Annotated in this window: 19 protein-coding genes; 6 read left to right on the plus strand and 13 right to left on the minus strand. The window is 65.1% G+C overall.

All coding sequences use genetic code 11. The annotated features are described in order from the left end of the window. The first annotated feature begins 91 nt into the window (after positions 1 to 91). Entirely contained in the window at positions 92 to 1,087 is a 996-nt protein-coding gene (ftrA, locus tag B4920_RS09510; protein WP_079434392.1) for a transcriptional regulator FtrA, read from the plus strand. A gap of 104 nt (positions 1,088 to 1,191) precedes the next feature. Here ftrA and B4920_RS09515 read toward each other — a convergent pair whose 3' ends face one another. The 4 genes from B4920_RS09515 to B4920_RS09530 form a co-directional block, all read right to left on the minus strand. Further along, complete coding sequence (locus tag B4920_RS09515; protein WP_079434393.1) at positions 1,192 to 1,791, minus strand: c-type cytochrome; 600 nt, start codon at positions 1,789 to 1,791, stop codon at positions 1,192 to 1,194. Beyond that, a complete protein-coding gene (soxC, locus tag B4920_RS09520; RefSeq protein WP_079434394.1) occupies positions 1,778 to 3,091 on the minus strand; it encodes a sulfite dehydrogenase in 1,314 nt (437 codons plus the stop codon). The genes B4920_RS09515 and soxC overlap by 14 nt, the downstream gene beginning before the upstream one ends. A gap of 33 nt (positions 3,092 to 3,124) precedes the next feature. Then, entirely contained in the window at positions 3,125 to 3,970 is an 846-nt protein-coding gene (locus B4920_RS09525; protein WP_368664715.1) for a class II glutamine amidotransferase, read from the minus strand. An 89-nt stretch (positions 3,971 to 4,059) separates the two neighbouring features. Further along, positions 4,060 to 6,435 carry a TonB-dependent siderophore receptor gene (locus B4920_RS09530; RefSeq protein WP_079434395.1) on the minus strand — a complete coding sequence of 792 codons (2,376 nt, stop codon included), beginning with the start codon at positions 6,433 to 6,435 and terminating at the stop codon, positions 4,060 to 4,062. A 304-nt stretch (positions 6,436 to 6,739) separates the two neighbouring features. Here B4920_RS09530 and B4920_RS09535 point away from each other — a divergent pair, with 304 nt between their 5' ends. Beyond that, positions 6,740 to 7,093, plus strand: a complete 354-nt coding sequence (locus B4920_RS09535) for a hypothetical protein (RefSeq protein WP_079434396.1) — start codon at positions 6,740 to 6,742, stop codon at positions 7,091 to 7,093. Here B4920_RS09535 and B4920_RS09540 read toward each other — a convergent pair. Together B4920_RS09540 and B4920_RS09545 are read right to left on the minus strand one after the other, a co-directional pair. After that, entirely contained in the window at positions 7,071 to 8,288 is a 1,218-nt protein-coding gene (locus tag B4920_RS09540; RefSeq protein ID WP_079434397.1) for a response regulator, read from the minus strand. The two genes, B4920_RS09535 and B4920_RS09540, sit on opposite strands and share 23 nt — an antisense overlap. Beyond that, the gene (locus B4920_RS09545; RefSeq protein ID WP_139379473.1) at positions 8,285 to 9,046 is read right to left on the minus strand and encodes a response regulator; all 762 of its coding nucleotides are present in this window, start codon (positions 9,044 to 9,046) and stop codon (positions 8,285 to 8,287) included. The genes B4920_RS09540 and B4920_RS09545 overlap by 4 nt, the downstream gene beginning before the upstream one ends. Before the next feature lie 140 nt (positions 9,047 to 9,186). Here B4920_RS09545 and B4920_RS09550 point away from each other — a divergent pair, with 140 nt between their 5' ends. Next, complete coding sequence (locus B4920_RS09550) at positions 9,187 to 9,726, plus strand: molecular chaperone DnaJ (RefSeq protein ID WP_079434399.1); 540 nt, start codon at positions 9,187 to 9,189, stop codon at positions 9,724 to 9,726. A gap of 7 nt (positions 9,727 to 9,733) precedes the next feature. Then, positions 9,734 to 10,051, plus strand: a complete 318-nt coding sequence (locus B4920_RS09555) for a hypothetical protein (protein WP_079434400.1) — start codon at positions 9,734 to 9,736, stop codon at positions 10,049 to 10,051. A gap of 335 nt (positions 10,052 to 10,386) precedes the next feature. On the opposite strand, the gene glmS is transcribed toward B4920_RS09555, so the two are convergent. Further along, on the minus strand, positions 10,387 to 12,225 hold the full coding sequence (gene glmS, locus B4920_RS09560; protein WP_079434401.1) for a glutamine--fructose-6-phosphate transaminase (isomerizing): 1,839 nt from the start codon (positions 12,223 to 12,225) through the stop codon (positions 10,387 to 10,389). A 60-nt stretch (positions 12,226 to 12,285) separates the two neighbouring features. Continuing rightward, on the minus strand, positions 12,286 to 13,650 hold the full coding sequence (gene glmU, locus B4920_RS09565; protein WP_079434402.1) for a bifunctional UDP-N-acetylglucosamine diphosphorylase/glucosamine-1-phosphate N-acetyltransferase GlmU: 1,365 nt from the start codon (positions 13,648 to 13,650) through the stop codon (positions 12,286 to 12,288). A 206-nt stretch (positions 13,651 to 13,856) separates the two neighbouring features. Between glmU and B4920_RS09570 the strand changes: the two genes are divergently transcribed. Together B4920_RS09570 and B4920_RS09575 are read left to right on the plus strand one after the other, a co-directional pair. After that, entirely contained in the window at positions 13,857 to 15,266 is a 1,410-nt protein-coding gene (locus B4920_RS09570) for a bifunctional enoyl-CoA hydratase/phosphate acetyltransferase (RefSeq protein WP_079434403.1), read from the plus strand. Next, positions 15,263 to 16,462, plus strand: a complete 1,200-nt coding sequence (locus B4920_RS09575; RefSeq protein ID WP_079434404.1) for an acetate/propionate family kinase — start codon at positions 15,263 to 15,265, stop codon at positions 16,460 to 16,462. The genes B4920_RS09570 and B4920_RS09575 overlap by 4 nt, the downstream gene beginning before the upstream one ends. A 206-nt stretch (positions 16,463 to 16,668) precedes the next feature. Here the strand turns inward: B4920_RS09575 and B4920_RS09580 are convergent, their stop codons facing one another. The 5 genes from B4920_RS09580 to B4920_RS09600 all read right to left on the minus strand — a co-directional run bounded on the left by B4920_RS09580 (position 16,669) and on the right by B4920_RS09600 (position 25,791). Next, positions 16,669 to 18,132: a glutamate synthase subunit beta gene (locus tag B4920_RS09580; RefSeq protein WP_079434405.1), complete on the minus strand. Its 1,464-nt coding sequence runs from the start codon at positions 18,130 to 18,132 to the stop codon at positions 16,669 to 16,671. Positions 18,133 to 18,134: 2 nt separating this feature from the next. Beyond that, the gene (locus tag B4920_RS09585; protein ID WP_079434406.1) at positions 18,135 to 22,811 is read right to left on the minus strand and encodes a glutamate synthase-related protein; all 4,677 of its coding nucleotides are present in this window, start codon (positions 22,809 to 22,811) and stop codon (positions 18,135 to 18,137) included. Between the two features lie 234 nt (positions 22,812 to 23,045). Then, the gene (locus B4920_RS09590) at positions 23,046 to 24,170 is read right to left on the minus strand and encodes a deoxyguanosinetriphosphate triphosphohydrolase (protein WP_079434407.1); all 1,125 of its coding nucleotides are present in this window, start codon (positions 24,168 to 24,170) and stop codon (positions 23,046 to 23,048) included. A gap of 11 nt (positions 24,171 to 24,181) precedes the next feature. Further along, positions 24,182 to 25,261: a 3-dehydroquinate synthase gene (gene aroB / locus B4920_RS09595; protein WP_079434408.1), complete on the minus strand. Its 1,080-nt coding sequence runs from the start codon at positions 25,259 to 25,261 to the stop codon at positions 24,182 to 24,184. After that, a complete protein-coding gene (locus B4920_RS09600; RefSeq protein ID WP_079434409.1) occupies positions 25,249 to 25,791 on the minus strand; it encodes a shikimate kinase in 543 nt (180 codons plus the stop codon). Before B4920_RS09600 ends, aroB begins: the two co-directional genes overlap by 13 nt. Between the last annotated feature and the right edge of the window lie 11 nt (positions 25,792 to 25,802).

Below are 25,802 nucleotides of genomic sequence, written 5' to 3' on the forward strand. Positions count from 1 at the left end.
AGCCCGAATTATCCCTGGCAGGATTCCTGCATGGCATTGGTGGAATGGACAATTAACCTCAACATCGCGCCACTGCCTTGCTCATATCCATATGAAAATAAAAGATAAAAACAAACTCGTCGTATCCGTCGCCTACGACCGGCTGGGGACCTTCGAATTCGGCTGCGTGACCGAGATATTCGATCTGCAACGCCCTGAACTGGACGTGGACTGGTACCGCTTCGCGGTCTGCTCGGCGGAGGGCGGGACCCTGCGCGCCAGCGGCGGGATCCGCTTCGAGGCGCCCAACGGGCTGGAGATTCTCGACCAGGCGCATACCATCATCATCCCCGGCTGGCGCGACCCGGACGAACCACCGCCCGACGCGCTGCAGGACGGGCTGCGCGCCGCCTACGCGCGCGGCGCGCGCATCTGCTCGATCTGCTCGGGAGCCTTTGTGCTGGCCTGGTCGGGCCTGCTGGACGGCAAGCGGGCCACCACCCACTGGCGCTTCACGGACAAGATGAAGCGGCGCTTCCCGACCATCCAGGTCGAGGCCGACTCCCTGTATGTAGACGCCGGACAGATCCTCACCTCGGCAGGCTCGGCGGCCGGGCTGGACATGATGCTGTACTTGGTCGCACGGGATTACGGTAGCCGGGTGGCCAATCGCGTCGCCCAGCGCCTGATCGTGCCGCCGCACCGGGAAGGCGGCCAGGCCCAGTTCGTGTCACGACCGATGCCGGCCGACGAATCCGGCCGCCTGTCGCGTCTCATCGACTGGGTCCGCCAGCACCTGGATCGCCCGCACACGGTGGCCTCGCTGGCCGACCGGGCGGCCATGAGTCCGCGCACGCTGCAGCGCCAGTTCCGAGAATCCACCGGCCTATCGCCCTACGAATGGCTGCTGCAGGAAAGGGTGGCGCTGGCCAAGCAGCTGCTGGAAACCCCCCACGTGCCGATCGCGGCGATCTGCGAGCAAGCCGGTTTCGGCTCCGAGGAGTCCTTCCGCCACCATTTCCGGCGCGTCGCCAGGGTCAGCCCGTCGAGTTATCGACGCGCCTTCCTGCAAACCCAGGGCGACGTGGCAGAAGGCGCCACCGCCTGAAGAAAACCCGAGGCCCGCCTGCTGCTGCGGGCCGGGCAGCGCCGTTACAGCGCTGCTGCCCGGCCCGCACGGAAAGGTGCTGACCGACTCGGTCGAGAGGCCCCTCAGGACCCCGGCACGCAATCCTTCAGGCAACGGGTGCCGACCACGTCCGGCCGGTCGTCCACCTTGAAACCGTCCCGGTTGGGCATCACGATGCGCGGCAGGCTGGCCGCGTCGAGGCGCCCATCGGCCGGCAGCAGGCCGTTGAGATGCAGCACGTAGGCGCTCACCGCATACACCTCGTCCGGCGACAAGGACTGGGGGCTGTCGAAAGGCATCGCCCGCCGCACGTAGTCGAACAGCGTGGTGGCGTAGGGCCAGAAGCTGCCGACGGTGCGCACCGGCGTCTTGCTGGCGAGACTGCCCTGCCCGCCGGCCAGACGATCGGCGATGCCGTTCTGGCCGCCGACCCCGTGGCAGGCGATGCAGCGGGTCTCATAGATACGCTGGCCGGCGGCCACCGTGCCGCTGCCGGGGGGCAGGCCTCGACCGTCGGCATCGATGTCGATATTCCAGGCCGCCAGTTGGGCCGCGTCGACGGGCGTGCCGAGGCCGAGGGGCTCACGAGTCCGCGCGGGCAGGTTGTGGCAGGCGGACAGAACGGACGACAGAAGCAGCGCGCCGATGAGGGCCGCCAGCGGCTTGCGTTCAGATGTGGACATTGTGCACCTCTCCGCTGGGCAGGACCTGCCAGCTCTGAATGCCGTTGTAGTGATAGGCTGACTCGGTGCCGCGGGCGGCAATGAGCTGGCTGCGGGTCGGCTGCACGTTGCCGCGGCTGTCCACCGCACGGCTCTGCAGCACCGCCGGACTACCGTCCCACAGCCAGGGCAGGCTGAAGCGGGTCAGCGCGCGGTCGAGCACCGGCGTCTGCAGCACCGCCTCCTCCCAGTTGCGGCCACCGTCGATGGATACATCCACCCGGCGGATGCGCCCGTGGCCGGACCAGGCCAGACCGGTGATCTGCTGGCGGCCGCGGCTCTTCAGGGTCTGCCCACCAGACGGCCCGGTGATCACCGACTTCACGTCGAGCACGAAGGAGAACTGGCGCGACGTGCCGTCCGGCAGCAGGTCGGTGTATTTGGAGGTTTCCTGGCGGCTCTGCCACGGCGCGGTGCCGAGCTTGAGGCGGCGCAGCCATTTGACGCTGATGTTGCCCTCCCAGCCCGGCAGCAGCAGGCGCAGCGGGTAGCCCTGCTCCGGGCGCAGCATCTCGCCGTTCTGGGCGTAGACGATCAAGGCGTCGTCGAGGGCCTTGTCGAGGGGCACGCTGCGCGTCATCGCCGCCGCGTCGGCGCCCTCGGCGAGCAGCCACTTGGCCTCCGGCGCGACGCCGACTTCCTGCAGCAGGGTGCCGAGCGACACGCCGGTCCATTCGCAGCAGCTCAGCAGGCCGTGCAGGGACTGCACGGTGAGCTTGCGCGCCGGCCGCCATTCGCTGCCGCTGTTACCCGCACACTCCAGGAAATGCACCCGCGACACCGCCGGGAAACGCAGCAGGTCGTTGAGGCTGAAGGACAGCGGCCGTTCGACCAGACCGTGGATCACCAGCCGGTGCTGCTCCGGGTCGATGTCCGGAATGCCGGCGTGATGGCGCTCGAAAACCAGCCCGTTGGGCGTGATGGTGCCAAAGATGTCGGCCAGCGGCGTCAGGCTCGACGCGGCAGTGGGAAACGGCGGCTGGGCCCCCTCGCGGACCCGGCGGATCACCCGCCCCTCGAAGCCCGACGGCTGGCCGTAGGGACCGGCCGCCGGCCGCCCCTGGGTACGCGTCCAGGCCGGCACCGGCAGCGCTTCACCGGCGGCACGGGCGGGTCCGGCCAGCGTGGCGGCCACGGCACCACCAGCCAGCGCCGAGCTGCCCTGCAGGAAACGGCGGCGGTCAGTGGGCGCCTTCTTGCCTTTGTCGGCAACCAGGTCAGCGCCGGCATCGAGGCCGGGCGGGGGTAGATAGGGGGGCATGGATCCTCGCAGGGGAGTCGTTGGAAGAAAGGCTTACACGCAATCGTCGGTGGCCAGCGGCACCTTGCCGGCCCGCGTCGGGGCCATCGCGACCAGTTCGCCGGCCTGGAAGCACCACAGACTGCCAGCCGGCATCGCCACCCAGTTCTCGTTGTCGGTGAGCGGCACGGTGGCGACGATGACGGTGCGGGTCGCCGGATCGAGACTGCGGCCGAGGTCGACGCCAAGGTCGGCATCCACCAGGTGCACGTCACCGAACGGTGCCTGCCGCGTCACGTGGCTCAGGCGGGTGGAACTATGGGCGAACAGCAGATCGCCGTCGGACAGCAGGAAGTTGATGACGCCGAAGCGGGTCAGTGCGACGGCTGCCCCTTGCAGCCATTCGAAAAGGGCCAGCCGTTCCGGTGGGGTGTCGCCGAAGCGGCGCAGCAGCCCTTCCATCAGCCAGCAGAAGGCGAGTTCGCTGTCGGTGGTGCCGGCCGGCCGGAAACGCCCTTCGAGGGCCGGCGAAAAATCGAGCAGCGTGCCGTTGTGGGCGAACACCCACTGGCGGCCCCACAGTTCGCGCGAGAAGGGATGGGTGTTCTCCAGCCGGATCGCCCCGATGGTGGCCTTGCGGATGTGGGCGATGATGGTGGTGGCGTGCAGCGGGTGATCCGCCACCAGCGCCGCCAGCCGCGACGAGCAGGCCGGCTGCGGGTCGTGCAGCACGCGCACGCCGCCCTCCTCGAAGAAGGCGATGCCCCAGCCGTCGGCATGTTTGTCCGTTTCTCCGCCACGGGCCCGGAAACCCGTGAAGGAGAAACAGATGTCGGTGGGCAGGTTGCTGTTCAGGCCAAGCAGCTGGCACATGGCGGTGATCCGTTGGGGCGAATTCATTCGCCCGCAAACATCATTGAAGGGACAGAGGGCGAGTGGATTCGCCCCCACAGGGTCGGGCCGGACCCGCAGGACTTCCTCCGGCCGGCTTACCAGCTGTAGCCGGCCTTCACGTAGGTGAAGCGGCCGTTGAAGCCGAAGGGCGAGCTCTGGCTGTAGGGCAGCACGGTGTTCGGCGTAGTGGCGGCGGTCAGGCGGTCGGGGTACTTGTCGGTGAGGTTGTCCACGCCGGCCGTGAAGGTCCATTGCTTGAGCTTGTAGCTGGCCGCCACGTCGAGTACCCAACTGGCGCTGAAGGTCTGGTCGAGGGCCGGGTTGCTGGCATGGTAGGCGGTGAATTCGCCGTAGCGGGTCAGCTGGCCGCGCAGGCCCCAGGCATTCCAGGCGTAGTCGGCGCCAAGGGTCAGTTTGTCGTTGGGTGAGCCCTTGGTGATGCGGCCGACTTCGGCACGGCCGACGCGCTGCACGGCCAGCCCGTTCTGGGCGAGGATCGCCGGGTTGGCGGCGATGTGGGTGATGTCGGTGGTGTTGTAGTTGTAGCCCAGGCTCAGATCGACGCGGCCGCGGCTGGCCAGGTCGAGGCGGTAGGTGCTGACCAGGTCGATGCCGCGGGTGCGGGTGTCGATGGCATTGGTGAAGTAGCGGCCGCCGTCGGTGTTGGGATAGCCGTTGGCGGCGAGGAAGTTGCGCACCGCCACGCCGGTCAAGTTTTCCGACAGCGCGATGCGGTCCTTGACGTCGATCTGGTAGGCGTCGATGGAGGTGGTGAAGACCTTGCTCGGCTGGAACAGCAGGCCCAGGCTGAAGTTGTTGGACTTCTCGGCCTTCAGCTTTTCGGCGCCGAGCTGGCGCGCCACCGGATCGCTGACCGCGAAAGTGCGCACGTCGTAGGGCACGCTGCTGATGAAGCTGGTGGTGGTGGTCGAGTAGTACTGCTGCACCAGGGACGGCGCGCGGAAGCCGTTGGAGGCGGTGCCACGCACGGCCAGCGCTGGCGTCACGGCATAGCGGCCGGCCAGCTTGGCCGAGGTGGCGTCACCGAAGTCGGAGTAGTTCTCGCCGCGCAGGGCCACCGAGCCACTGAACTTTTTAGTGATGTCGGCTTCCAGGTTCAGGTACAGCGCCTTGCTGTCGCGCTTGTGGGTGCCCGCATCGGCCGGCCGGAAGCCGGAGAAGACCTGGGCGCCGGTGCCGAAGTAGGAATCCGGATCGCCGGCCGAGATGGCGTATTTCTCATTGCGCGACTCGGCGCCCCAGGCCACCGTCAACGGGCCGGCCAGCCAGCCGAGCACGTACTCCTTGGCGAAGTCGGCGTTGATCAGGGTCTGGGTGTTTTCCAGCTCGCCGTCGAAGAAGCGGGTCGGCGTGGCGGCGCCGAGGCTGGTGTTGAGGGAGTTCTCGATGTTGAGGCGATAGCGGTTGGTGCCGTGATTGACGCTCACATCCCAGCGCCAGCCGCCGTCGGTGGTGCCGCGCAGGCCGGCCACCAAGGACTGGTCGAGGCTGTTGCTGGCCTCGATCGGCAGGTAGCCGTTGGGGTAGATGGCCCGGATGTTGCGGCTGTCCAGCGCCGGGCGGTAGAAACCGGCGGCATGGGTATCGCGGCTGGCATAGTTGCCGAAGACGTAGGCCTCCACGTCGTCGTTGATGGTCAGCTGGCCGTTCAGGAAGACCGAGGACTGCTCGCTGTCCGGGTCGCCAAAGCGCTGGCTGACTTGGCCGTACAGGGGCTCGAGCGGGTTGCGGTAGTCGGGCAGAGCGCGGTTGGTGGAGTTCTGCTCGCGCTTCTCGGCACTGACGCGCAGCCAGCCACGGTCGGACAGCGGCACGCCGAAATTGACGCTCTGCTTGTTCTGGATGCCGTCGCCTTCCTTGTACTTGCCGTAGGACGCTTCCACCCCACCGCCTTCGGCACCGCGCTTGAGGACGATGTTGATGACGCCGGCGATGGCGTCGGAGCCGTACTGGGCGGCCGCACCGTCGCGCAGCACCTCGATGCGCTCGACCGCCGACAGCGGGATCGCGTTGAGATCCACCGGCGCCGAACCGCGGCCCTGGGTTCCGCTGGAATTGAGAATGGAGGTGGTGTGGCGGCGCTTGCCATTGACCAGCACCAGGGTCTGGTCGGGCGACAGACCGCGCAGCTGGGCCGGACGCACCGAGTCGGTGGCGTCGGTGACCGACGGACGCGGGAAATTCAGCGACGGCAGCAGGCGGGCCAGCGCGGTCGCCAGTTCGGATGAGCCGGTGCCCTCCAGGTCCCTGACACTCAGTTGGTCGATCGGCGACAGGGAGGCGGCAACGGTGCGGCCCTTGGCGCGGGTACCGGTGACGATGACGGTGTCGAGATCGACGGCACCGTCCCCCTTGGACGGAGCCTGCTGGGCAGCGGCGGAGCCGGCAAAGGCCGAGGCGAGACTGAGGGCGAGGAGGCTGAACGGAAAGCGGCGCGCGCGAGGCATCATGGGCGGAGACCTTGTCTTGTTCTGACTGACGGAAAACAGCCCGTTGTCAGCGCAAAATTCGCGCCACCCATACGTCTCCCCCAGCACGACGCACGCCTGCCCCGGGGTTTCCGCCGGGCAGCGGGCAAGACTGCAGCCACCCGGGTCTGCCCGCAGGCACGGCGGCACCACATGCTCCCCACCCGCTGTTGGTTTGCGCGCAACAGTGAGGCATATCTGTTGATATCCGGGCAAGCCATCCAGACAGGGCAGGCCGCCGTCGCTCCGGACTTGTGCCTCCGTAACGACTGTCTGTTCTCAGGTCATGAAACGGATCATCCCGCTCGCCCCGGCCGGCGTGACCATGCATATTCCTGCTCAGGCCCAGCAAGCGCAGTGGATGCAGCCATGGTCCACGGAGCTGGTGAAGTTTCTGGTCATCGGCGTGCTGGGCTTCTGCTGCTTCGCGCTCATCATGGCATCCGTGCTGCTATGGCGCTCCGCCGCCAGTGCGCCACAAATCCTGCGCGTCTTCGGCATCATCACCATCCTCGGCTTCTCGGCCCTGTTGCTCGTTACCGGCTACAGCAACGAGCAACTCACGCCCATCGTCGGCCTGTTCGGAGCCATCGCGGGATACCTGCTGGGCAAGGACGTCAAACAGAACCAGGACGAATGACCCCGGCGGCACGCCGGACCCGGATCGTGCACCAGAAGGTGCTCCCCTGCCCTTCCTCGCTGCTGCAGCCGGCACTGCCGCCCATCGCTTCGGCGAGCTTTTTCACCGTCGCGAGGCCGATGCCGCTGCCGCCGAAGCGCCGGGTCGGGGAGTTGTCCACCTGCTCGAAGATGCTGAACAGTCGTGGCACGGCCGGGGCCGGAATGCCGATGCCGGTGTCGCGCACCTCGAAACGCAAGGTGACGGCGGCCGGCCCGCCTGCCGCGTCCTGCGCTTCGGCCTCCAGCGTCGCGACGACACAGACCGAGCCCTTTTCGGTGAAGGTGAGGGCATTGTGGACGTAGCATTGCAGCGCCAGGCGCAGGTTGCCGGCATCGCCGATCACCACCAGATCGCGCAGCGCCTCCGCATCGGCAACGAGCTGCAACTGCTTGGCCATTGCCCGTTCCTGATTCACCGCGACGACCTCCTCCACCACGGCGCCCGCATCGAACGGATCTTCGCGCAGCACGATGGCCCGCGACTCCAGTTCGGTCAGCTTGAGAATGCCGTCCACCAGATCGATGAGCCGCTTGTGGATGGGCACCATCTTGTCCGCCAGATTTTTCTGCTTGTCCGACAGCTCGGTCCGTTGCAGCAGATGGATCATCGCCGACAGCTGATGCAGCGGCGTGCGCAGCTCGTGGGACATGTTGCCGAGGAAGTGGGTCTTGGCGACGCTGGCGGCCTCGGCCGCCAGCTGGGCCTTGCGGAGTTCCTTGGTGCGCTCGGCGACCAGGGCCTCCAGGTTGTCGTTGTAGAGCTTCAGGGCCCGTTCCTTGACGCGCAGGGCCAGCTGCACGTCAACCCGCGCGCGCACCACGTCCGGGTTGATCGGCTTGTGGATGAAATCCATCGCGCCGGCGGCGAGGGCCGCGGATTCGCTGGCCGAGTCGTTCATCGCCGTCACGAAGATGACCGGGATGTCGCGGGTGGCGGGATCGCCCTTCAGATGACGCAGGACCTCGTACCCATCCATGCCGGGCATCTGCACATCGAGGAGGATCAGTTCGGGCAGGTTCCGGGTGACGATGTCCAGCGCCTGTTCGCCGGACAACGCAAAGCTGACCTTGCAGCGGTCGGACAGGATATGGGCCAGCACCTGCACATTGCTCGGCGCATCGTCGACGATCAGGATCAACGGCTTGGTGGTCATGGCGGCAGGTCTTTTTCCCCGGCTCCATAGGGCCCGAGCAACAGGCCGGCGCCCTTGAAGTCCAGCTCGGCCATGCGGCCGGCCAACTCGTCGAATAGTGTAGCGCCGATATGGGCGCGCAAGGCCGGCGCCAGCGCGTCGAAGCACTGCCCAGCCGCGAAGTCCTGCGCGTCGAGCAGCCGGGCTTGCGGCGGCACGCCGGTACGGCGCTCCAGTTCGGCCCGCATGGTGGCGATCAATTGTTGCGGATCGACAGGCTTGGTCAGGAAGGCCGAAGCTCCGGACGCCAGCGCCTGCTCCTTCTGGCTGGCCAGCGCCCCGGCCGTGAAGGCGATGACCGGGATCCGGTTCAGCCGGGCGTCTTCCCGCATGTGCCGGGTAGCCGTGAAACCGTCCATCACCGGCATCTGCATGTCCATCAGCACGATATCGACCGCCGGGGCGTGCGTTGCCAGCCAGTCCAGCGCCTGCTGCCCGTTCATGCACAGGCTCACCTCGGCGCCCTGGCGTTGCAGGATGTTGAAGGCGACGTCGAGATTCATCTCGCTGTCGTCCACCACCAGCGCCCGCACGCCGCTCAGCCACTGGAAAGCAGCGATGTCCAGCTTCGCGTCGGACTGCGGCAGGGCGGCCGGGTCCGCCGCGATCAACGGAATCTCGACCCAGAACTGGCTGCCGTGCCCGACCTCGCTGCGCACACCGACGCGGCAGGCAATGCTTGGTGCGCTATTTGCAATCCCGTTGGAAACAAGGTTCAAACGGGCGGTTTTTGTCGTGTTTCCTTCAATTCACCCCACATATCCGGCTACCTCCGGCACAGCCGCATGGGGCAAACGCGCGTCTTGCAGCAGCGCGCGGCCCTATCGATATCGCGACAGCCATGTCCGGGAGGCCAGGCATGCATGACGCCTACAGCACGACAGGTGACGACGAATGGGTCATCTGGAATGGGGAGCACGGCCTGGTCACCACGGCAACGCTCGGTCGCGTCGAGGTCAACACCACTGGCCGCAAGGCATGGCTGGACGAACCGTTCGACATGGTCGGGCCATTCAGCCTGGACGAGCTCGAGACCCACGGCAGAATCGCCTTTGCGGCCTGCATCGTCATGTCACGCCAGCGTTGGCAAGACGACCAGGCGGCATTGCGGTACGCATCGCTGAACATGCGCCGTGCCGCCCAGCAACGCATGAACGAGGAATTTGCGCGCTTCTCCGGGCGGCACGGCAGAAACCATGGCCAGCGCCACCCCGTGGACGAGCGGGAACATCGCGCGGTACTGAATCTGCCTGCGGAGGGGACGCTCGAGCCAAGTCAGGTCAATGCCGCTTTCAGAAAGCTTGCCCAGAAAGCGCACCCCGACGTCGGCGGCAGTCACGAGCAGTTCGTACGCATCACGAAAGCGCGCTCTGTCTTGCTCGAATCGATAAACAGGTGAACGCCCCATGACTCAGATCATCGACTTCCCCGTTCCGAACAATCAGCGAAACCATGATTACGATGCCGACATTGAAGAAATACTGGCATCCATCCCACCGAAAAGCCGGGAAAAGCTCCGCTTCGAGCTGATCAGGACGATTGACAGCTATGACGCATATTTCACTCAATGGTCCTTGAGCTTTCCTGAAGCCTGCGATGAAACGCTAAAAAAGCAGATCTATGATCTGGCGCATCAGGAGCATGGTCGAAAAATACGCATGCTGAAAGACATCATGCGACTCAAGGCAAGGGTTCTGGTCTCGGAATACCGTAAATCCAGGTGACTGGAGATTCATTCCTTCATATGAAAAAAAGGATTTGCCATGTGACAAATCCCTTTTTTCATATGACAAACATCTTTTTTCACACCACGAGAAGATTGGGTGATGCGACATAAGCATTCATTCATGCCACCGCAGCAGCTGGAGGCATGAATGAACGATCTGGTAGCGCCACCGAATCAATCCGGCACATGGAAGACTGATTTTTCCATATCACCGGATCTTTCCTTCATGTGCAAAATGGGTTTTTCATATGACAAAAGATCTTTTTCGCGAAAGAAAAAGTTTTTGTCATAGGAGTGAAAGCTCCGGCGGAGCCGCGGAATAATCCCCGCCCCTTACTCCACCGTCACCGATTTGGCCAGGTTGCGCGGCTTGTCTACATCGGTGCCCTTCACCAGCGCGGCGTGGTAGCTGAGCAGTTGCAGCGGCACGACGTGGAGGATGGGGGACAGCAGGCCGTAGTGTTCAGGCAGGTGGAGGATGTGCACGCCTTCCGACTCGGCGATCTCGCAGCCGACGTCGGCAAACACGTAGAGCTCACCGCCGCGGGCACGGACTTCCTGCAGGTTGGACTTGAGCTTTTCGAGCAGGCTGTCGTTGGGCGCCACCGCGATGACTGGCATCTCCTTGTCCACCAGGGCCAGCGGACCGTGCTTGAGCTCGCCGGCCGGGTAGGCTTCGGCGTGGATGTAGGAGATTTCCTTGAGCTTGAGCGCACCTTCGAGGGCGATCGGGTAGTGCATGCCACGGCCGAGGAACAGGGCGTGGTGCTTGCCGGCGAAGCGCTGGGCCCAGCGTTCGATCTCGGGCTCCAGCTCGACGACCTTGGCGACGGCCACCGGCAGGTGGCGCAGCAGGGCCAGGTGGCTGGCCTCATCGGCTTCGGAGAGGCGGTTGTTCACCTTGGCGAGGGCCAGCGTCAGCAGGGCCAGGGCGGCCAGCTGGGTGGTGAAGGCCTTGGTGGAGGCGACACCGATCTCGGGACCGGCGCGGGTGATGAAACGCAGCGCGGCCTCGCGCACGATGGCGGACTCCGGCACGTTGCAGATCGCCAGGGTCTTGGTCATGCCCAGGCCCTTGGCGAACTTGAGGGCGGCCAGGGTATCGGCGGTCTCGCCGGACTGAGAGATGACGACCACCAGGGTTTCGGGGTCGGGCACCGATTCGCGGTAGCGGTATTCGCTGGCGATCTCGACCGAGCACGGCAGCTTGGCGATGGCTTCGAGCCAGTAACGGGCCACCAGGCCGGCGTGATAGCTGGTGCCGCAGGCGAGGATCAGCACCCGGCGGGTGGCGGCGAAGACGTCCACCGCGTCGCTGCCGAACAGCTGCGGCGACACGCTGCCGCCGCCGGCGATGATCTCCAGCGTGTTGGCCAGCGCCTGGGGCTGCTCGAAGATTTCCTTCTGCATGTAGTGGCGGTACTTCCCGAGCTCGACCGCATCGGCGGACAGGCTGGAAATATGTACCGGGCGGTCCACCGGCGTGCCGTCCTGGCGCGTGACGCGGTAGCCGTCGAGGCGCAGCTCGGCCACGTCGCCGTCTTCGAGGTACACCACCTTGCGGGTGACCTGCAGCAGCGCGGCGGTGTCGGAGGCGGCGTAATGACCGTCTTCGCCGATGCCGAGCAGCAGCGGCGAGCCCTTGCGGGCGACGATGGCGCGGCCCTGGTCGATCTCGCTGATGACGCCGATGGCGTAGGCGCCGACCAGATCGGCGAGGGTGGCGCGCACCGCATCGAACAGGTCGGGATGAGTCTTCAGCTTGTCGTGCAGCAGGTGGGCGATGGCTTCGGTGTCGGTCTCGGACGTGAACGCGTAGCCCTTGGCGCGCAGCGCATCGCGCAACTCCTCGAAGTTCTCGATGATGCCGTTATGCACCACTGCCAGGCCACCGGAGATGTGCGGGTGGGCATTGCGCTCGCTGGGTACGCCGTGGGTGGCCCAGCGGGTGTGGGCGATGCCGATTTCGGCAGAAAGACCAGTGGCATCGGCCTGAGCCGCCAGCTCGGCGACGCGCCCGACCGCGCGCAGGCGCTGCAGCGTGGGCGTGCCGTTTTGCTTAAGGACAGCCAGGCCGGCGGAGTCGTAGCCGCGGTATTCGAGCTTGCGCAGGCCTTCGAGCAGGACGGGAACGATGTTGCGACGGGCGATGGCGGTGACGATGCCACACATGAGCGGAAACCTTTCAGAGTTGCCCGGCCTGCGTGGCCGGACCGAAAATGAGGGACGGCATCAGGCCTTCTTGATCTTGACCGGGCGCTTCCAACCGGGGATCGACAGCTGCCTGGCGCGCGACACGGTGAGCTGCTCGGGCGGCGCATCCTTTGCCAGCGTAGTACCAGCGCCGAGGGTGGCACCGCGCCCGACGCGGACCGGCGCCACCAGCTGAGTGTCGGAGCCGATGAAGACGTCGTCCTCGATGATGGTGCGGAACTTGTTGGCGCCGTCGTAGTTGCAGGTGATGGTGCCGGCGCCGACGTTAACCCGCCGGCCGATGTCGGCGTCGCCGACGTAGGCCAGGTGGTTGGCCTTGGAGTGATCGGCGATCACGCTGTTCTTGACCTCGACGAAGTTGCCCAGATGCACGTCCTTGCCGAGCACAGTGCCCGGGCGGGTGCGCGCATAGGGGCCGATGACGCAGACCTCGCCCATCTCGGTATCCTCGATCTGGGAGAAGGCGGCGATCCTGGTGCCGGCGCCGATCTTCGCGTTTTTGACGACGCAGTTGGCACCGATACGCACGCCGTCGCCGAGCTCGACACGGCCTTCGAAGATGCAGTTGATGTCGATCTCCACGTCGCGGCCGCAGATCAGCTCGCCGCGCACGTCGAGGCGGGCCGGGTCGATGACGGTGACGCCGGCGTCGGTGAGACGGCGGGCGATGCCGCGCTGGTGGATGCGTTCCAGCTCGGCAAGCTGGGTCTTGTTATTGACGCCGAGGGTTTCCTCGAAGGCATCGGGCTGGGTGGTGACGACCTCGAGGCCGTCGGCAACGGCCATCGCGATGATGTCGGTGAGGTAGTACTCGCCCTGGGCATTGTCGTTCTTCAGGGCCGCCAGCCAGCCGCGCAGACGGGCAACGGGGGCAACCAGGATGCCAGTGTTCACTTCGCGGACGGTGCGCTCGGCGGGCGTCGCGTCCTTCTCCTCGACGATGCGGGTGACCTGCCCAGCGGCGTTGCGCAGGATGCGGCCGTAGCCGGTGGGGTCGTCCATCGTGACGGTGAGCAGGGCCAGGCGCTCGGCACCGGCGGCCTGGATCAGGCGCTGCAGCGTCGGAACGCCGATCAGCGGCACATCGCCGTAGAGGATCAGCGCAACATCACCGTCCTCCACCAGCGGCATTGCCTGCTGCACGGCATGACCGGTGCCCTGGGGCGGATCCTGGCGCGCCCAGGCCAGATCCGGAGCATCGAGTGCCTCGCGCACCACTTCGCCGCCATGGCCATACACCACCACGATGCGCCGCGCCTCCAGCGTGCGCGCGGTATCCAGCACATGGGCCAACAAAGGCTTGGCGGCCAGCGGCTGCAGCACCTTGGGCAGCACCGAACGCATGCGCTTGCCTTGTCCGGCGGCGAGAACGATCACTTCCATGGAGTTTCCTGATGCAGTTTGAATGTAAGCTGGAGCGGATTCTAGCATGCTCAAATTTGCCGCTTTGCGGCGCAGTTCTCGGATGCTCCGATAGCGTTGGCCCTTCAACTGACGCGACGCAACATTCCTTTGATCTAATACTAAAGTTCTTCAATGCGCATTCGTTAGAATCAAGGCGCTGCAATGCAAAAAACCAGGATATCGCCATGATCGACGCTCGTGATTTCATCCAGAACCGGACGTTTGACGAAATTGCCGTGGGCGATTCCGCCCAGCTGGTCCGCACACTCCGCCCCGAAGACATCCACCTGTTCGCCGTGATGTCGGGGGACGTGAATCCGACCCACGTGGACCCCGAGTTCGCCCGCTCCAGCCAGTTCCGCGAGGTGGTCGGGCATTCCATGTGGGGCAGCGTGCTGATTTCGTCCATCCTCGGCACCGAGTTCCCGGGCCCCGGTACCGTGTATGTGGCGCAGACCCTCAAGTTCTGGCGGCCGATCACCATCGGCGACACGCTGACCGTCACCATCACCTGTACCCAGCGCTTCGAGCACAACCATCACCTGCTTCTCGACTGCCAGTGCGTCAACCAGGACGGCCTGAAGGTCATCGACGGCACCGCCGAGGTGATGGCCCCCACCGAAAAGATCAAGCGTCCGCGCATGGCCATGCCGGAGATCACCATCTCCGACCGCCAGCAGCGCTACCTCCACGTGCTTGAGCTGACCAAGGGCATGGAGCCGATTCCCATCGCAGTGGCCCACCCCTGTGATACGGAATCCCTGCGCGGCCCGCTGCAGGCCAGGGACGCCGGGCTGGTCATTCCGGTGCTAGTCGGCCCCGAGAGCAAGATCCGCGAGGTGGCCGAACAGGAAGGTCTCGACCTGCACGGCGTTCGCATCGTCGATGCGCCCCACAGCCACGCCTCGGCCGAGATCGCCGTCCGCCTGGCCCGCTGCGGCGAGGTCGAGGCGCTGATGAAGGGATCCCTGCACACGGATGAACTGATGGGCGAGGTCGTTGCCAAGGAGACCGGACTGCGCACTTCGCGGCGCATCTCCCATGTCTTCATGGCCGACGTGCCGACCTACCCGCACCCACTGCTGATCACCGACGCCGCAATCAACATCGAACCCAGCCTCGAGGACAAGGTACACATCATCCAGAACGCTATCGAACTGGCGATCATGATGGGCGTGCCCGAACCCAAGGTGGCCATCCTGTCTGCCGTCGAGACCGTCAATGTAAAGATCCGCTCCACCATCGACGCCGCCGCCCTGTGCAAAATGGCCGACCGCGGGCAGATCAAGGGGGGCTTGCTCGACGGCCCGCTGGCCTTCGACAATGCCGTATCGCTGGTCGCCGCCAAGACCAAGGGCATCCGCTCCGCGGTGGCCGGCCAGGCCGATATCCTCATCGTGCCCGACCTGGAATCCGGCAACATGATGGCCAAGCAGCTCGAATACCTCGCCGATGCTCTGATGGCCGGTGTGGTGCTGGGCGCCCGGGTACCCATCGTGCTGACCAGCCGTGCCGATACCGCCGAAACCCGTACCGCCTCCTGCGCCATCGCGCAGCTGATGGCCCATAAACGCCGCCAGGGAGTCCGCCTGTGAAAGCCATCCTGATTCTCAATGCCGGCTCGTCGAGCCTGAAGTTCGCCCTTTTCCCGATGATCCCCGAGCTGGCCGACCGGCCACGCCTGTCCGGCCAGGTGGAAGGCATCGGCGCCGAACCGCTGATGCATGCGGTGGACAGCAGCACCGGCGAGCGCTTCGCCGAAGGCCTGACGGTGCCGGACGGCACCGATCAGAACGGCCAGCACCGCCTGGCGCTGGAATTCCTATTCGAGTGGATCAACCGCCACACGCCCGGAGTGGACATCATCGCCGCGGGTCACCGTATCGTGCATGGCGGCGACCACTACGGCGCACCGGTCGTGCTGACACCTGACGTCGTCAGCGAACTGGAAACCCTGATCCCCCTCGCCCCGCTGCACCAGCCCCACAACCTGCGGGCCATCAAGTCCCTGTTCACGCTGATGCCCAACGTGCGCCAGGTCGGCTGCTTCGACACGGCCTTCCACCGCACCCGCCTGCCGGTCGCCTCCCGCTTCCCGCTGCCCCGCTCGTACTACAACGAAGGGGTGAAGCGCTATGGCTTCCACGGCCTGTCCTACGAGTTCGTATCCCGCCAGCTGCCCGACCTGCTGGGTGAGGAAAAGGCCTGCGGACCGATCCTCATCGCCCACCTGGGCAACGGCGCCAGCATGTGCGCGCTGCGCGACGGGGTCAGCCGCGACACCAGCATGGGCTTCACCGCGGTGGACGGCCTGATGATGGGCACCCGCACCGGCTCGCTCGATCCCGGCGTGATCCTGCATCTGATCGAGCAGAAGGGCATGGACGCCAAGGCCCTCAGCAACCTGTTCTACAAGCAGTCCGGCCTGCTCGGCGTGTCCGGCCTCAGCCAGGACATGCGGGCCCTGCTCGACTCCGACGAGGAATCGGCGAAGGAAGCCGTCGAGCTGTTCTGCTATCGCGCCGCCTGCATGATCGGCCACCTGTCGATGGCCGCTGGCGGGCTGGATGCACTGGTGTTCACCGGCGGCATCGGCGAACACGCTGCACCGGTGCGCGCGCGCATCGCCGAATGGCTGGAATGGACCGGCCTGCGCCTCTACACGGCCGCCAACCAGCGCCACGCGACGCGCATCCACGCCAAGGACAGCAAGGTGGAGGTGCTGGTGGTGCCGACCAACGAGGAATGGATGATCGGCCACCACACGGTGAATCTGCTGGGGCTGAACTGAAACAGCAGAAATATCGGGACAGGGAGCCCATCAGCAGGGCTCTCTCCTTTCTCTTGTGGGGGCGAATTCATTCGCCCGCAGTCGGTTGAACAGCGTCCGTGGGCGAATGAATTCGCCCCCACAGGCGCGCGCTCCGGCAGGAAAGCGCTCCCCAGAAATGCAAAAAGCCCGGGTCACCCCAGGCTTTTTGCTTGATGCCTTGCGGATCAGCGCGGCAGGACGCTGCTGCCCATCAGGAAGGTGTCGACCTCGCGGGCGGCCTGACGGCCTTCGCGGATCGCCCACACCACCAGGGACTGGCCACGGCGCACGTCACCGGCAGCGAAGACCTTCGGCACGTTGGTGGCGTAGCAGCCCTCACCGTCGGTGGTGGCCTTGGCGTTGCCACGGCCGTCCTTGTCGACGCCGAAGGCTTCGAGCAGGGACGCCACCGGGTTGGTGAAGCCCATCGCGAACAGCACCAGATCAGCCGGCAGCTCACGCTCGGAACCCGGCACTTCGGTCGGCTTGCCGTCCTTCCATTCGAGTTCGACAGTCTTCAAGGCCTTGACCTTGCCGTTCTCACCGATGAACTCCTTGGTGGACACGGCGAACTCGCGGCTGCAGCCTTCTTCGTGGGAAGACGAGGTGCGCAGCTTGATCGGCCAGTACGGCCAGGTCAGCGGACGGTTCTCTTCCTTCGGCGGCTCGGGCATCACTTCGAACTGGGTCACGGACGTGGCGCCGTGACGGTTGGAGGTGCCGACGCAGTCGGAACCGGTGTCGCCACCGCCGATCACGATGACGTGCTTGCCGGTAGCGGAGATCGGGTTCTTGTCGTCGCCCGCCACTTCCTTGTTCTGCGGAATCAGGAATTCCAGTGCGAAGTGGATGCCGGACAGCTCGCGTCCCGGAACCGGCAGGTCACGGGGCACTTCGGAACCGGCGGCGAGGATCACCGCGTCGAACTCGGACTGGAGCTGCTCGGCGGAGACCACCTCGACGGCGTCATCGTTGATGCCGGTTGCACCCGGCTTCGCGCCGACGCACACCTTGGTGCGGAAGGTGACGCCTTCGGCTTCCAGCTGGGCCACGCGACGATCGATGCCGGACTTCTCCAGCTTGAAGTCGGGGATGCCGTAGCGCAGCAGACCACCGATGCGCGAGCTCTTCTCGAAGACCGTCACGTCGTGGCCGACGCGGGCCAGTTGCTGGGCCGCAGCCAGGCCGGCCGGGCCGGAGCCGACGACGGCGACCTTCTTGCCGGTCTTGGTGGCGGCGGGCTGGGGTACAACCCAGCCGTTTTCCCAGGCCTTGTCGATGATTGCGTGCTCGATCGACTTGATACCCACCGCATCCGTGTTGATGTTCAGCGTGCAGGCCGCCTCGCAGGGAGCGGGGCAGATCCGGCCGGTGAAGTCCGGGAAGTTGTTGGTCGAGTGCAGAACCTCGATCGCTTCCTTCCAGTTGCCACGGTAAACCAGGTCATTCCAGTCGGGAATGATGTTGTTCACCGGACAGCCGTTGTTGCAGAACGGAATGCCGCAGTCCATGCAACGGGCGCCCTGCTTGGCTGCATCTTCGTCGCTCAGGTGAGCGACGAATTCCTTGTAGTGCTTGAGACGCTGCTCGACCGGGGCATAGGCCTCGGAAAGACGCTGGTACTCGAGAAATCCAGTTGGCTTGCCCATTGTTACGCGGCCTCCAGTTCTTTCTGTTGTTGCGCGGCCATCTCGGCCAGCGCGCGACGGTATTCGTGCGGCATCACCTTGACGAACTTGCAGCGGTAGGCGGCCCAGTCGGCCAGGATGGCCTTGGCACGCTCGCTGCCGGTGTAGGTGGCGTGACGTTCGATCAGCAGCTTGAGCAGGGCTTCATCGGCCATGCCCAGGTGACGTACGTCGACACGGCCGTGGCCTTCGAGGTCGTCGCCGGCCTCGGAGCCCTGACGGGCGGCGAGTTCTTCCTCGACCGGCTCCAGGGCCACCTGGGCCATGTTGCAGCGGCCTTCGAAAGTGCCGTCCTCGTCGAAGACGTAAGCCACGCCGCCGGACATGCCCGCGGCGAAGTTGCGACCGGTCATGCCGAGCACCACGACGGTACCGCCGGTCATGTACTCGCAGCCGTGGTCGCCCACGCCTTCCACTACGGTGGTGGCGCCGGAGTTACGCACCGCGAAACGCTCACCGCCGACGCCGGCGAAGTAGGCTTCACCTTCGGTCGCACCGTACAGCACGGTATTGCCGATGATGATGTTGCTCGGCGTGTCGCACTTGAAGCCAGGTGCCGGGCGCACGATGATGCGGCCACCGGACAGGCCCTTGCCGACGTAGTCGTTGCCTTCACCCACCAGCTCGAGGGTCAGGCCGCGGGACAGGAAAGCCCCGAAGCTCTGGCCGGCGGTGCCGTTGAGGCGGATATGCACGGTGTCGTCGGGCAGGCCGGCGTGACCGTACTTGGCTGCAAAGCGGCCAGACAGCATGGCGCCGACGGTGCGGTTGATGTTGCGCACCGGCACTTCGAAGGAAACCTTCTCACCGGTTTCAAGGGCCGGCTTGGCCAGCTCGATGAGCTGGTTGTCGAGGGCCTTGACCAGGTTGTGGTCCTGAACTTCGGTGTGCAGACGCGGCACGTCGACGGGCACGTTCGGCAGGTGGAAGATGCGGCTGTAGTCCAGGCCGCGCGCCTTCCAGTGTTCGATGCCGGCCTTCAGGTCGAGCAGGTCGGCACGACCGATCAGCTCGTCGAACTTGCGGACGCCCAACTGGGCCATCAGTTCGCGCACTTCCTCGGCAACGAAGAAGAAGTAGTTCACCACGTACTCGGGCTGGCCGGAGAAGCGCTTGCGCAGAGCCGGATCCTGCGTCGCCACACCCACCGGACAGGTGTTGAGGTGGCACTTGCGCATCATGATGCAGCCTTCGACGACCAGCGGCGCGGTGGCGAAACCGAATTCGTCGGCACCCAGCAGCGCACCGATGACGACGTCGCGGCCAGTCTTGATCTGGCCGTCAACCTGCACGCGGATGCGGCTGCGCAGGCGGTTGAGGACCAGGGTCTGCTGGGTTTCAGCCAAGCCCAGTTCCCACGGAGAACCGGCGTACTTGATCGAGGACAGTGGGGACGCACCGGTACCACCATCGTGACCGGCGATCACCACGTGGTCGGCCTTGGCCTTGGCCACACCAGCCGCCACGGTACCGACGCCCACTTCGGACACCAGCTTGACGGAGATGTCGGCCTTCGGGTTGGTGTTCTTCAGGTCGTGGATCAGCTGGGCCAGATCCTCGATGGAGTAGATGTCGTGGTGCGGCGGGGGCGAGATCAGGCCGACGCCCGGCACGGAGTGACGCAGGAAGCCGATGTACTCGGAGACCTTGTGGCCGGGCAGCTGGCCGCCTTCGCCGGGCTTGGCGCCCTGGGCCATCTTGATCTGGATCTGATCGGCGTTGACCAGGTACTCGGTGGTCACGCCGAAACGACCGGATGCCACCTGTTTGATCGAGGAACGCAGGCTGTCGCCGACCTTCAGCTCGATGTCGCGCTCGATACGATTTGCGCCGATCAGCTCGGACAGCTTGGTGGGCTTGGAGATGGGGATGAAGCGCTTAGGATCTTCACCGCCTTCGCCGGTGTTCGACTTGCCGCCGATACGGTTCATGGCGATCGCCAGCGTGGTGTGGGCCTCGGTGGAGATGGAGCCGAGGGACATCGCGCCGGTGGCGAAGCGCTTGACGATTTCCTTGGCGGGCTCGACCTCTTCCAGCGGCACCGGGGCACCGATGGGCTTGAGCTCGAACAGGCCGCGCAGGGTCATGTGGCGCTTGCTCTGATCGTTGATGATCTTGGCGTATTCCTTGTAGGTGTCGAACTTGCCGCTGCGGGTGGAATGCTGCAGCTTGGCAATCGCGTCCGGCGTCCACATGTGCTCGTCGCCACGGATCCGGAAGGCATATTCGCCACCGGCATCGAGGGCGTTGGCCAGCACCGGATCGGCACTGAAGGCGGCCTGGTGCAGGCGGATGGCTTCTTCCATCACCTCGAACACGCCGATGCCTTCCACCTGGGAAGCGGTGCCGGTGAAGTACTTCTCGACCAGCGACTTCTTCAGGCCGATGGCCTCGAAGATCTGCGCGCCGGTGTAGGACATGAAGGTCGAGATGCCCATCTTGGACATGACCTTCATGAGGCCCTTGCCGACGGCCTTGATAAAGTGCTTGACGTACTTCTCGGCGGTCTCGGCATCACCGTGGGCCATCTCGGTGAGGGTTTCGAGGGCCAGGTAGGGGTGCACCGCCTCGGCGCCATAGCCGGCCAGCACGGCAAAGTGGTGGGTCTCACGGGCGGAGCCGGTTTCGACCACCAGGCCGGTGCGGGTACGCAGGCCCTTGGTGACCAGGTGCTGGTGAATGGCGGAGGTGGCCAGCAGGGCCGGGATCGCCACCTGCTCGGCGCTGACCTTGCGGTCGGAGACGATCAGGATGTTGGAGCCTTCCAGCACTGCGTTCTCGGCTTCGGCGCACAGGGAGGCCAGACGTGCTTCGACGCCTTCCTTGCCCCAGGCCAGCGGGTAGCAGATGTCCAGTTCGGCGGAGCGGAACTTGTTCTCGGTGTAACGGGCGATCTCGCGCAGCTTCGCCATGTCGGCGAAGGTCAGCACCGGCTGGGTGACTTCCAGGCGGTACGGGGGGTTGATCTCGTTGATGCCGAGCAGGTTCGGGCGCGGGCCGACGAAGCTCACCAGGGACATGACCAGTTGTTCGCGGATCGGGTCGATCGGCGGGTTGGTCACCTGGGCGAACAGCTGACGGAAGTAGCTGTAGATCGGCTTGGCCTTGGCGGACAGCACAGCCAGCGGGCTGTCGTTGCCCATCGAGCCGGTGCCCTCTTCGCCGGTCTTGGCCATCGGCTCGAGGATGAACTTGACGTCTTCCTGGGTGAAGCCGAAAGCCTGCTGGCGATCCAGCAGGGAAGCTGCGCACTCAGGGGCGGCAACGCTGACGGGCGCAGCACAGGTGTCGAGCTTGATGTTGATGCGGGACAGCCATTCCTGGTAGGGCTTGGCGGCGGCAAGGGATTCCTTGATTTCCTTGTCGTCGATGATGCGGCCCTGCTCCATGTCGATCAGGAACATCTTGCCCGGCTGCAGACGCCACTTCTTGACGATCTTCTCGTCGGGGATCGGCAGCACGCCGGACTCGGAAGCCATCACGACGTAATCGTCGTCGGTGACCAGGTAGCGGGCGGGACGCAGGCCGTTACGGTCGAGGGTCGCGCCGATCTGGCGACCGTCGGTGAAGGCCACCGCGGCGGGGCCGTCCCACGGCTCCATCATGGCCGCGTGATATTCGTAGAAGGCACGGCGCTTCTGGTCCATCAGCGTGTGGGATTCCCAGGCTTCGGGAATCATCATCATCATCGCGTGGGCCAGGGAATAGCCGCTCATCACCAGCAGTTCGAGCGCGTTGTCGAAGGCGGCGGAGTCGGACTGCCCCGGATAGATCAGCGGCCACAGCTTCTGCAGGTCTTCGCCGAGCAGCGGAGACTGGGTGCCCTTCTCGCGGGCACGCATCCAGTTGTAGTTGCCACGCACCGTGTTGATTTCGCCGTTGTGGGCGATGTAACGGAACGGGTGGGCCAGGTGCCAGGTCGGGAAGGTGTTGGTCGAGAAGCGCTGGTGCACCAGAGCCAGCGCGGAGATACAGCGCGGATCCTGCAGATCGCTGTAGTACAGGCCGACCTGGTCGGCGAGCAGCAGGCCCTTGTAGTTGATGGTCCGCGCCGACATGGACGGCGTGTAGAACTCCTTGGAGTGCTTCAGCTTGAGGGCGGCGATGGCGTTGGCGGCACGGCGACGGATCACGTACAGCTTGCGCTCGAGGGCGTCGGTGACCATCACGTCGGGACCACGGCCGATGAAGACCTGGCGGATCACCGGTTCCTTGGCCTTGACGGTCGGGGACATCGGCATGGCCGGATCGGTCGGCACGTCGCGCCAGCCGAGCACGACCTGACCTTCGGCGCGGGTTGCGCGCTCGATTTCGTCCTCACAGGCAAGACGGGATGCGTGCTCCTTCGGCAGGAAGACCATGCCGACACCGTAGTCGCCGGCCGGCGGCAGGGTGACGCCCTGCTTGGCCATTTCTTCGCGGAACAGCGTATCCGGAATCTGGATCAGAATCCCGGCGCCGTCACCCTGCAGCGGGTCGGCACCCACGGCACCCCGGTGGTCCAGATTCTTCAGAATTTCGAGACCCTGATTGACGATCTCATGCGTCTTGTTGCCCTTGATATGTGCAATGAAGCCAACACCACAGGCGTCATGTTCGTTGGCGGGGTCGTAAAGGCCCTGCTCCAGGGGAAGATCCATCTTGTTTTTCCTCGACACAACACACACCGGCGCCGCGTAGCGCACCGCGCCGGACCTTCAAACTGCGGGAAATCGCCCCGTCCGAACCGTGAAAAAGCCGGCGACACGCGGCCAGCCGGCTACGTTCGATCCCGACGAGGAGACCGTTCAAACACATTGGGCGAGGGTCGAATATACCGCTCCAAGAGCCCTGTTTTCAAGGATTTTTTGCGCTGCCGCAAGCCGTTGCAGGGCTCAGTGGATCTCACCGACGGCAAACAGGCGCCGGTGCTCACGCATCGCATATCTATCCGTCATCCCTGCAATATAGTCGGCGATGGCGCGGGGCTTGTCGGCACGGGCCATTTGCTGGTACTGAGGCGGCAGCAAGCGGGGATCGTCCATGAAGGCCCGAAAAAGATCCCGGATGATGCGCCGGGCCTTGTCGGTCATGCGCAGCACCTGGAAGTGGTGGTACAGCGCTTCCCGCAGAAAGGTCTTGAGGACACGCAACTCGGGCAGCACGGCGTCGCTATAGGCCACCAGGCGCGGTGCGGCATGTACGTCATCGAGGGAAACCACGCCGGCAGCGGCAATGTTGGCGCGGGTCTGCTCGATGAGGTCCACCGCCATCATGTTGATCATGCGCCGGATGGTTTCGTGGATCAGCCGCCGCCCGGCGAGGCCCGGATAGGCAGCCTCGACAGCCTCCCGGTTGCGACGGAAGATCGGCACCGCATCGAGTTGCTCGAGGGTGATCAACCCCGAACGCAGCCCGTCATCCACGTCGTGGTTGTTGTAGGCGATCTCGTCGGCCAGGTTGGCCAGTTGCGCCTCCAGCGAGGGTTGATGCCCCTGCAGGAAACGCTGCCCGATGTCGCCAAGGAGAGCGGCATTCTTCAGCGAGCAGTGCTTGAGGATCCCTTCGCGGGTCTCATGCATCAGGTTGAGGCCGTTGAACCCGGCGTAGCTCTCCTCAAGCACGTCCACCGTCCGCAGGGACTGCAGATTGTGCTCGAAGCCACCGAAGTCCTGCATGCAGGCGTGCAAGGCGTCCTGCCCGGCATGGCCGAAGGGGGTGTGCCCCAGGTCGTGGGCGAGGGCTACCGCTTCTGCCAGGTCCTCGTTGAGGTGCAACGCCCGGGCGATGGAGCGGGTGATCTGGGCAACCTCGATACTGTGGGTCAGGCGGGTCCGGAACAGATCGCCTTCGTGATTGACGAAGACCTGGGTCTTATACTCGAGGCGCCGGAAGGCCGTGCAATGCACGATACGGTCCCGGTCGCGCTGGAATTCGCCGCGCGCCACCGGTGGCGGCTCAGCCACCCGGCGGCCCCGGGAGTTGGTCTCGACAACGGCATAGGATGCCAGGTCTGCCATCTATCGGGCGCTCAGCAGCAAGCCTCAATGGTGGCACGAATGTCGTGCTGACTGGCCTCGGCGGTGACGACAGCCTCACCCACCGCCTTCAGCAGCACCAGCCGCAGGGTGCCGTCCGCCACCTTCTTGTCGTGAGCCATCAGTTCGAGATAACGGTCCACGCCCAAGGGCGCGCCCTTCACCGGCAGACCGGCCCGCTCATGAATGGAGCGGATGCGCTCCACGTCGGAGTCGGACAGCCAGCCGAGGCGCCGGGAAAGGTCTGCAGCCATGATCGCCCCGGCAGCCACGGCTTCACCGTGCAACCAAGTACCATAGCCCAACCCGGTTTCGATGGCATGACCGAAGGTGTGCCCCAGATTGAGCGTTGCTCGCACACCCTGCTCCGTCTCATCGGCAGCGACGACTTCCGCCTTGTTGCGGCAGGAGCGCTCGACCGCTTCGGCCAACGCCTCCGCATCGCGCGCAAGCAGACGCTCGACATTGGCCTCGATCCACTCCAGGAAAGGCAGATCCCGGATCAGCCCGTACTTGATGACTTCGGCCAGCCCCGCTCTCAGCTCCCTGTCAGGCAGGGTATTGAGGACCGACGTGTCGGCCAGCACCAGCCTGGGCTGGTAGAAGGCACCGATCATGTTCTTGCCGAGGGGATGATTGATCGCGGTCTTGCCACCGACGGACGAATCCACCTGCGACAACAACGTGGTCGGCACCTGAATGAAAGGCACACCGCGCTGGTAGGTCGCCGCAGCAAACCCGACCATGTCGCCGACAACCCCGCCACCGAGAGCGATCAGCGTCGTCCCGCGATCACAGCGGCTGGACAGCAGGCCATCGAATATCGTGTTGAGGGTCTCCCAATCCTTGTGCGCCTCACCATCCGGCAGCACGATCTCGGTAACGGTCAGCCCGCGAGCCTTCAGACCATCAACAAAACCGCGCAGATAGAGGGGCCCCACCACATCGTTGGTGATCACCGCGACACGGCGCGATTTCACATACGGCAGAAGCAGACCGGAATCTGTCAGCAGCCCTCCTCCAATCCGGATCGGATAACTGCGTTCAGCCAATTCAACGTTCAATGTGCGCATAAGTCGTGCAATTCCTTTTCGATCAGACGCACCATCGCGTGCGGCGTTCCGCGCCCCCCTTCGACGATGATGTGCGCAACCTCGCGGTACAGCGGGTCGCGGACGACATACAACTGCTGGAGCCGCCCCTTGGGGTCCGGTACCTGCAGCAGAGGGCGCGTCTTGTCGTGACGGGTGCGCTCCCACAGGACGTGGGGCGGAACATTGAGATAAACGACCACACCCCGCCCGGACAACAGGTTGCGGTTGATGGGATTGATCACTGCCCCCCCCCCGGTGGCGAGCACCATGTCCGACTCGGTGGTCAGCTCATCCAGGGTCTGGGTCTCTCGACGCCGGAAGCCATCTTCGCCTTCGATTTCGAAGATCGTCGGAATCTTGACCCCGGTCCGCACCTCGATCTCATGGTCGCTATCCACGAACCGCAGCCCGAGGCGCTTGGCCAGCTCCCGGCCGACGGTGGTTTTACCGGAGCCGGGCATGCCCACCAGAACAACACATCTCGACTGCTGCAAATTCACTTCAGACATGCCGCCATCTA

The sequence above is a fragment of the Zoogloea sp. LCSB751 genome, from assembly GCF_002028455.1.
In the GTDB taxonomy this organism is placed as follows: Bacteria; Pseudomonadota; Gammaproteobacteria; order Burkholderiales; family Rhodocyclaceae; genus Zoogloea.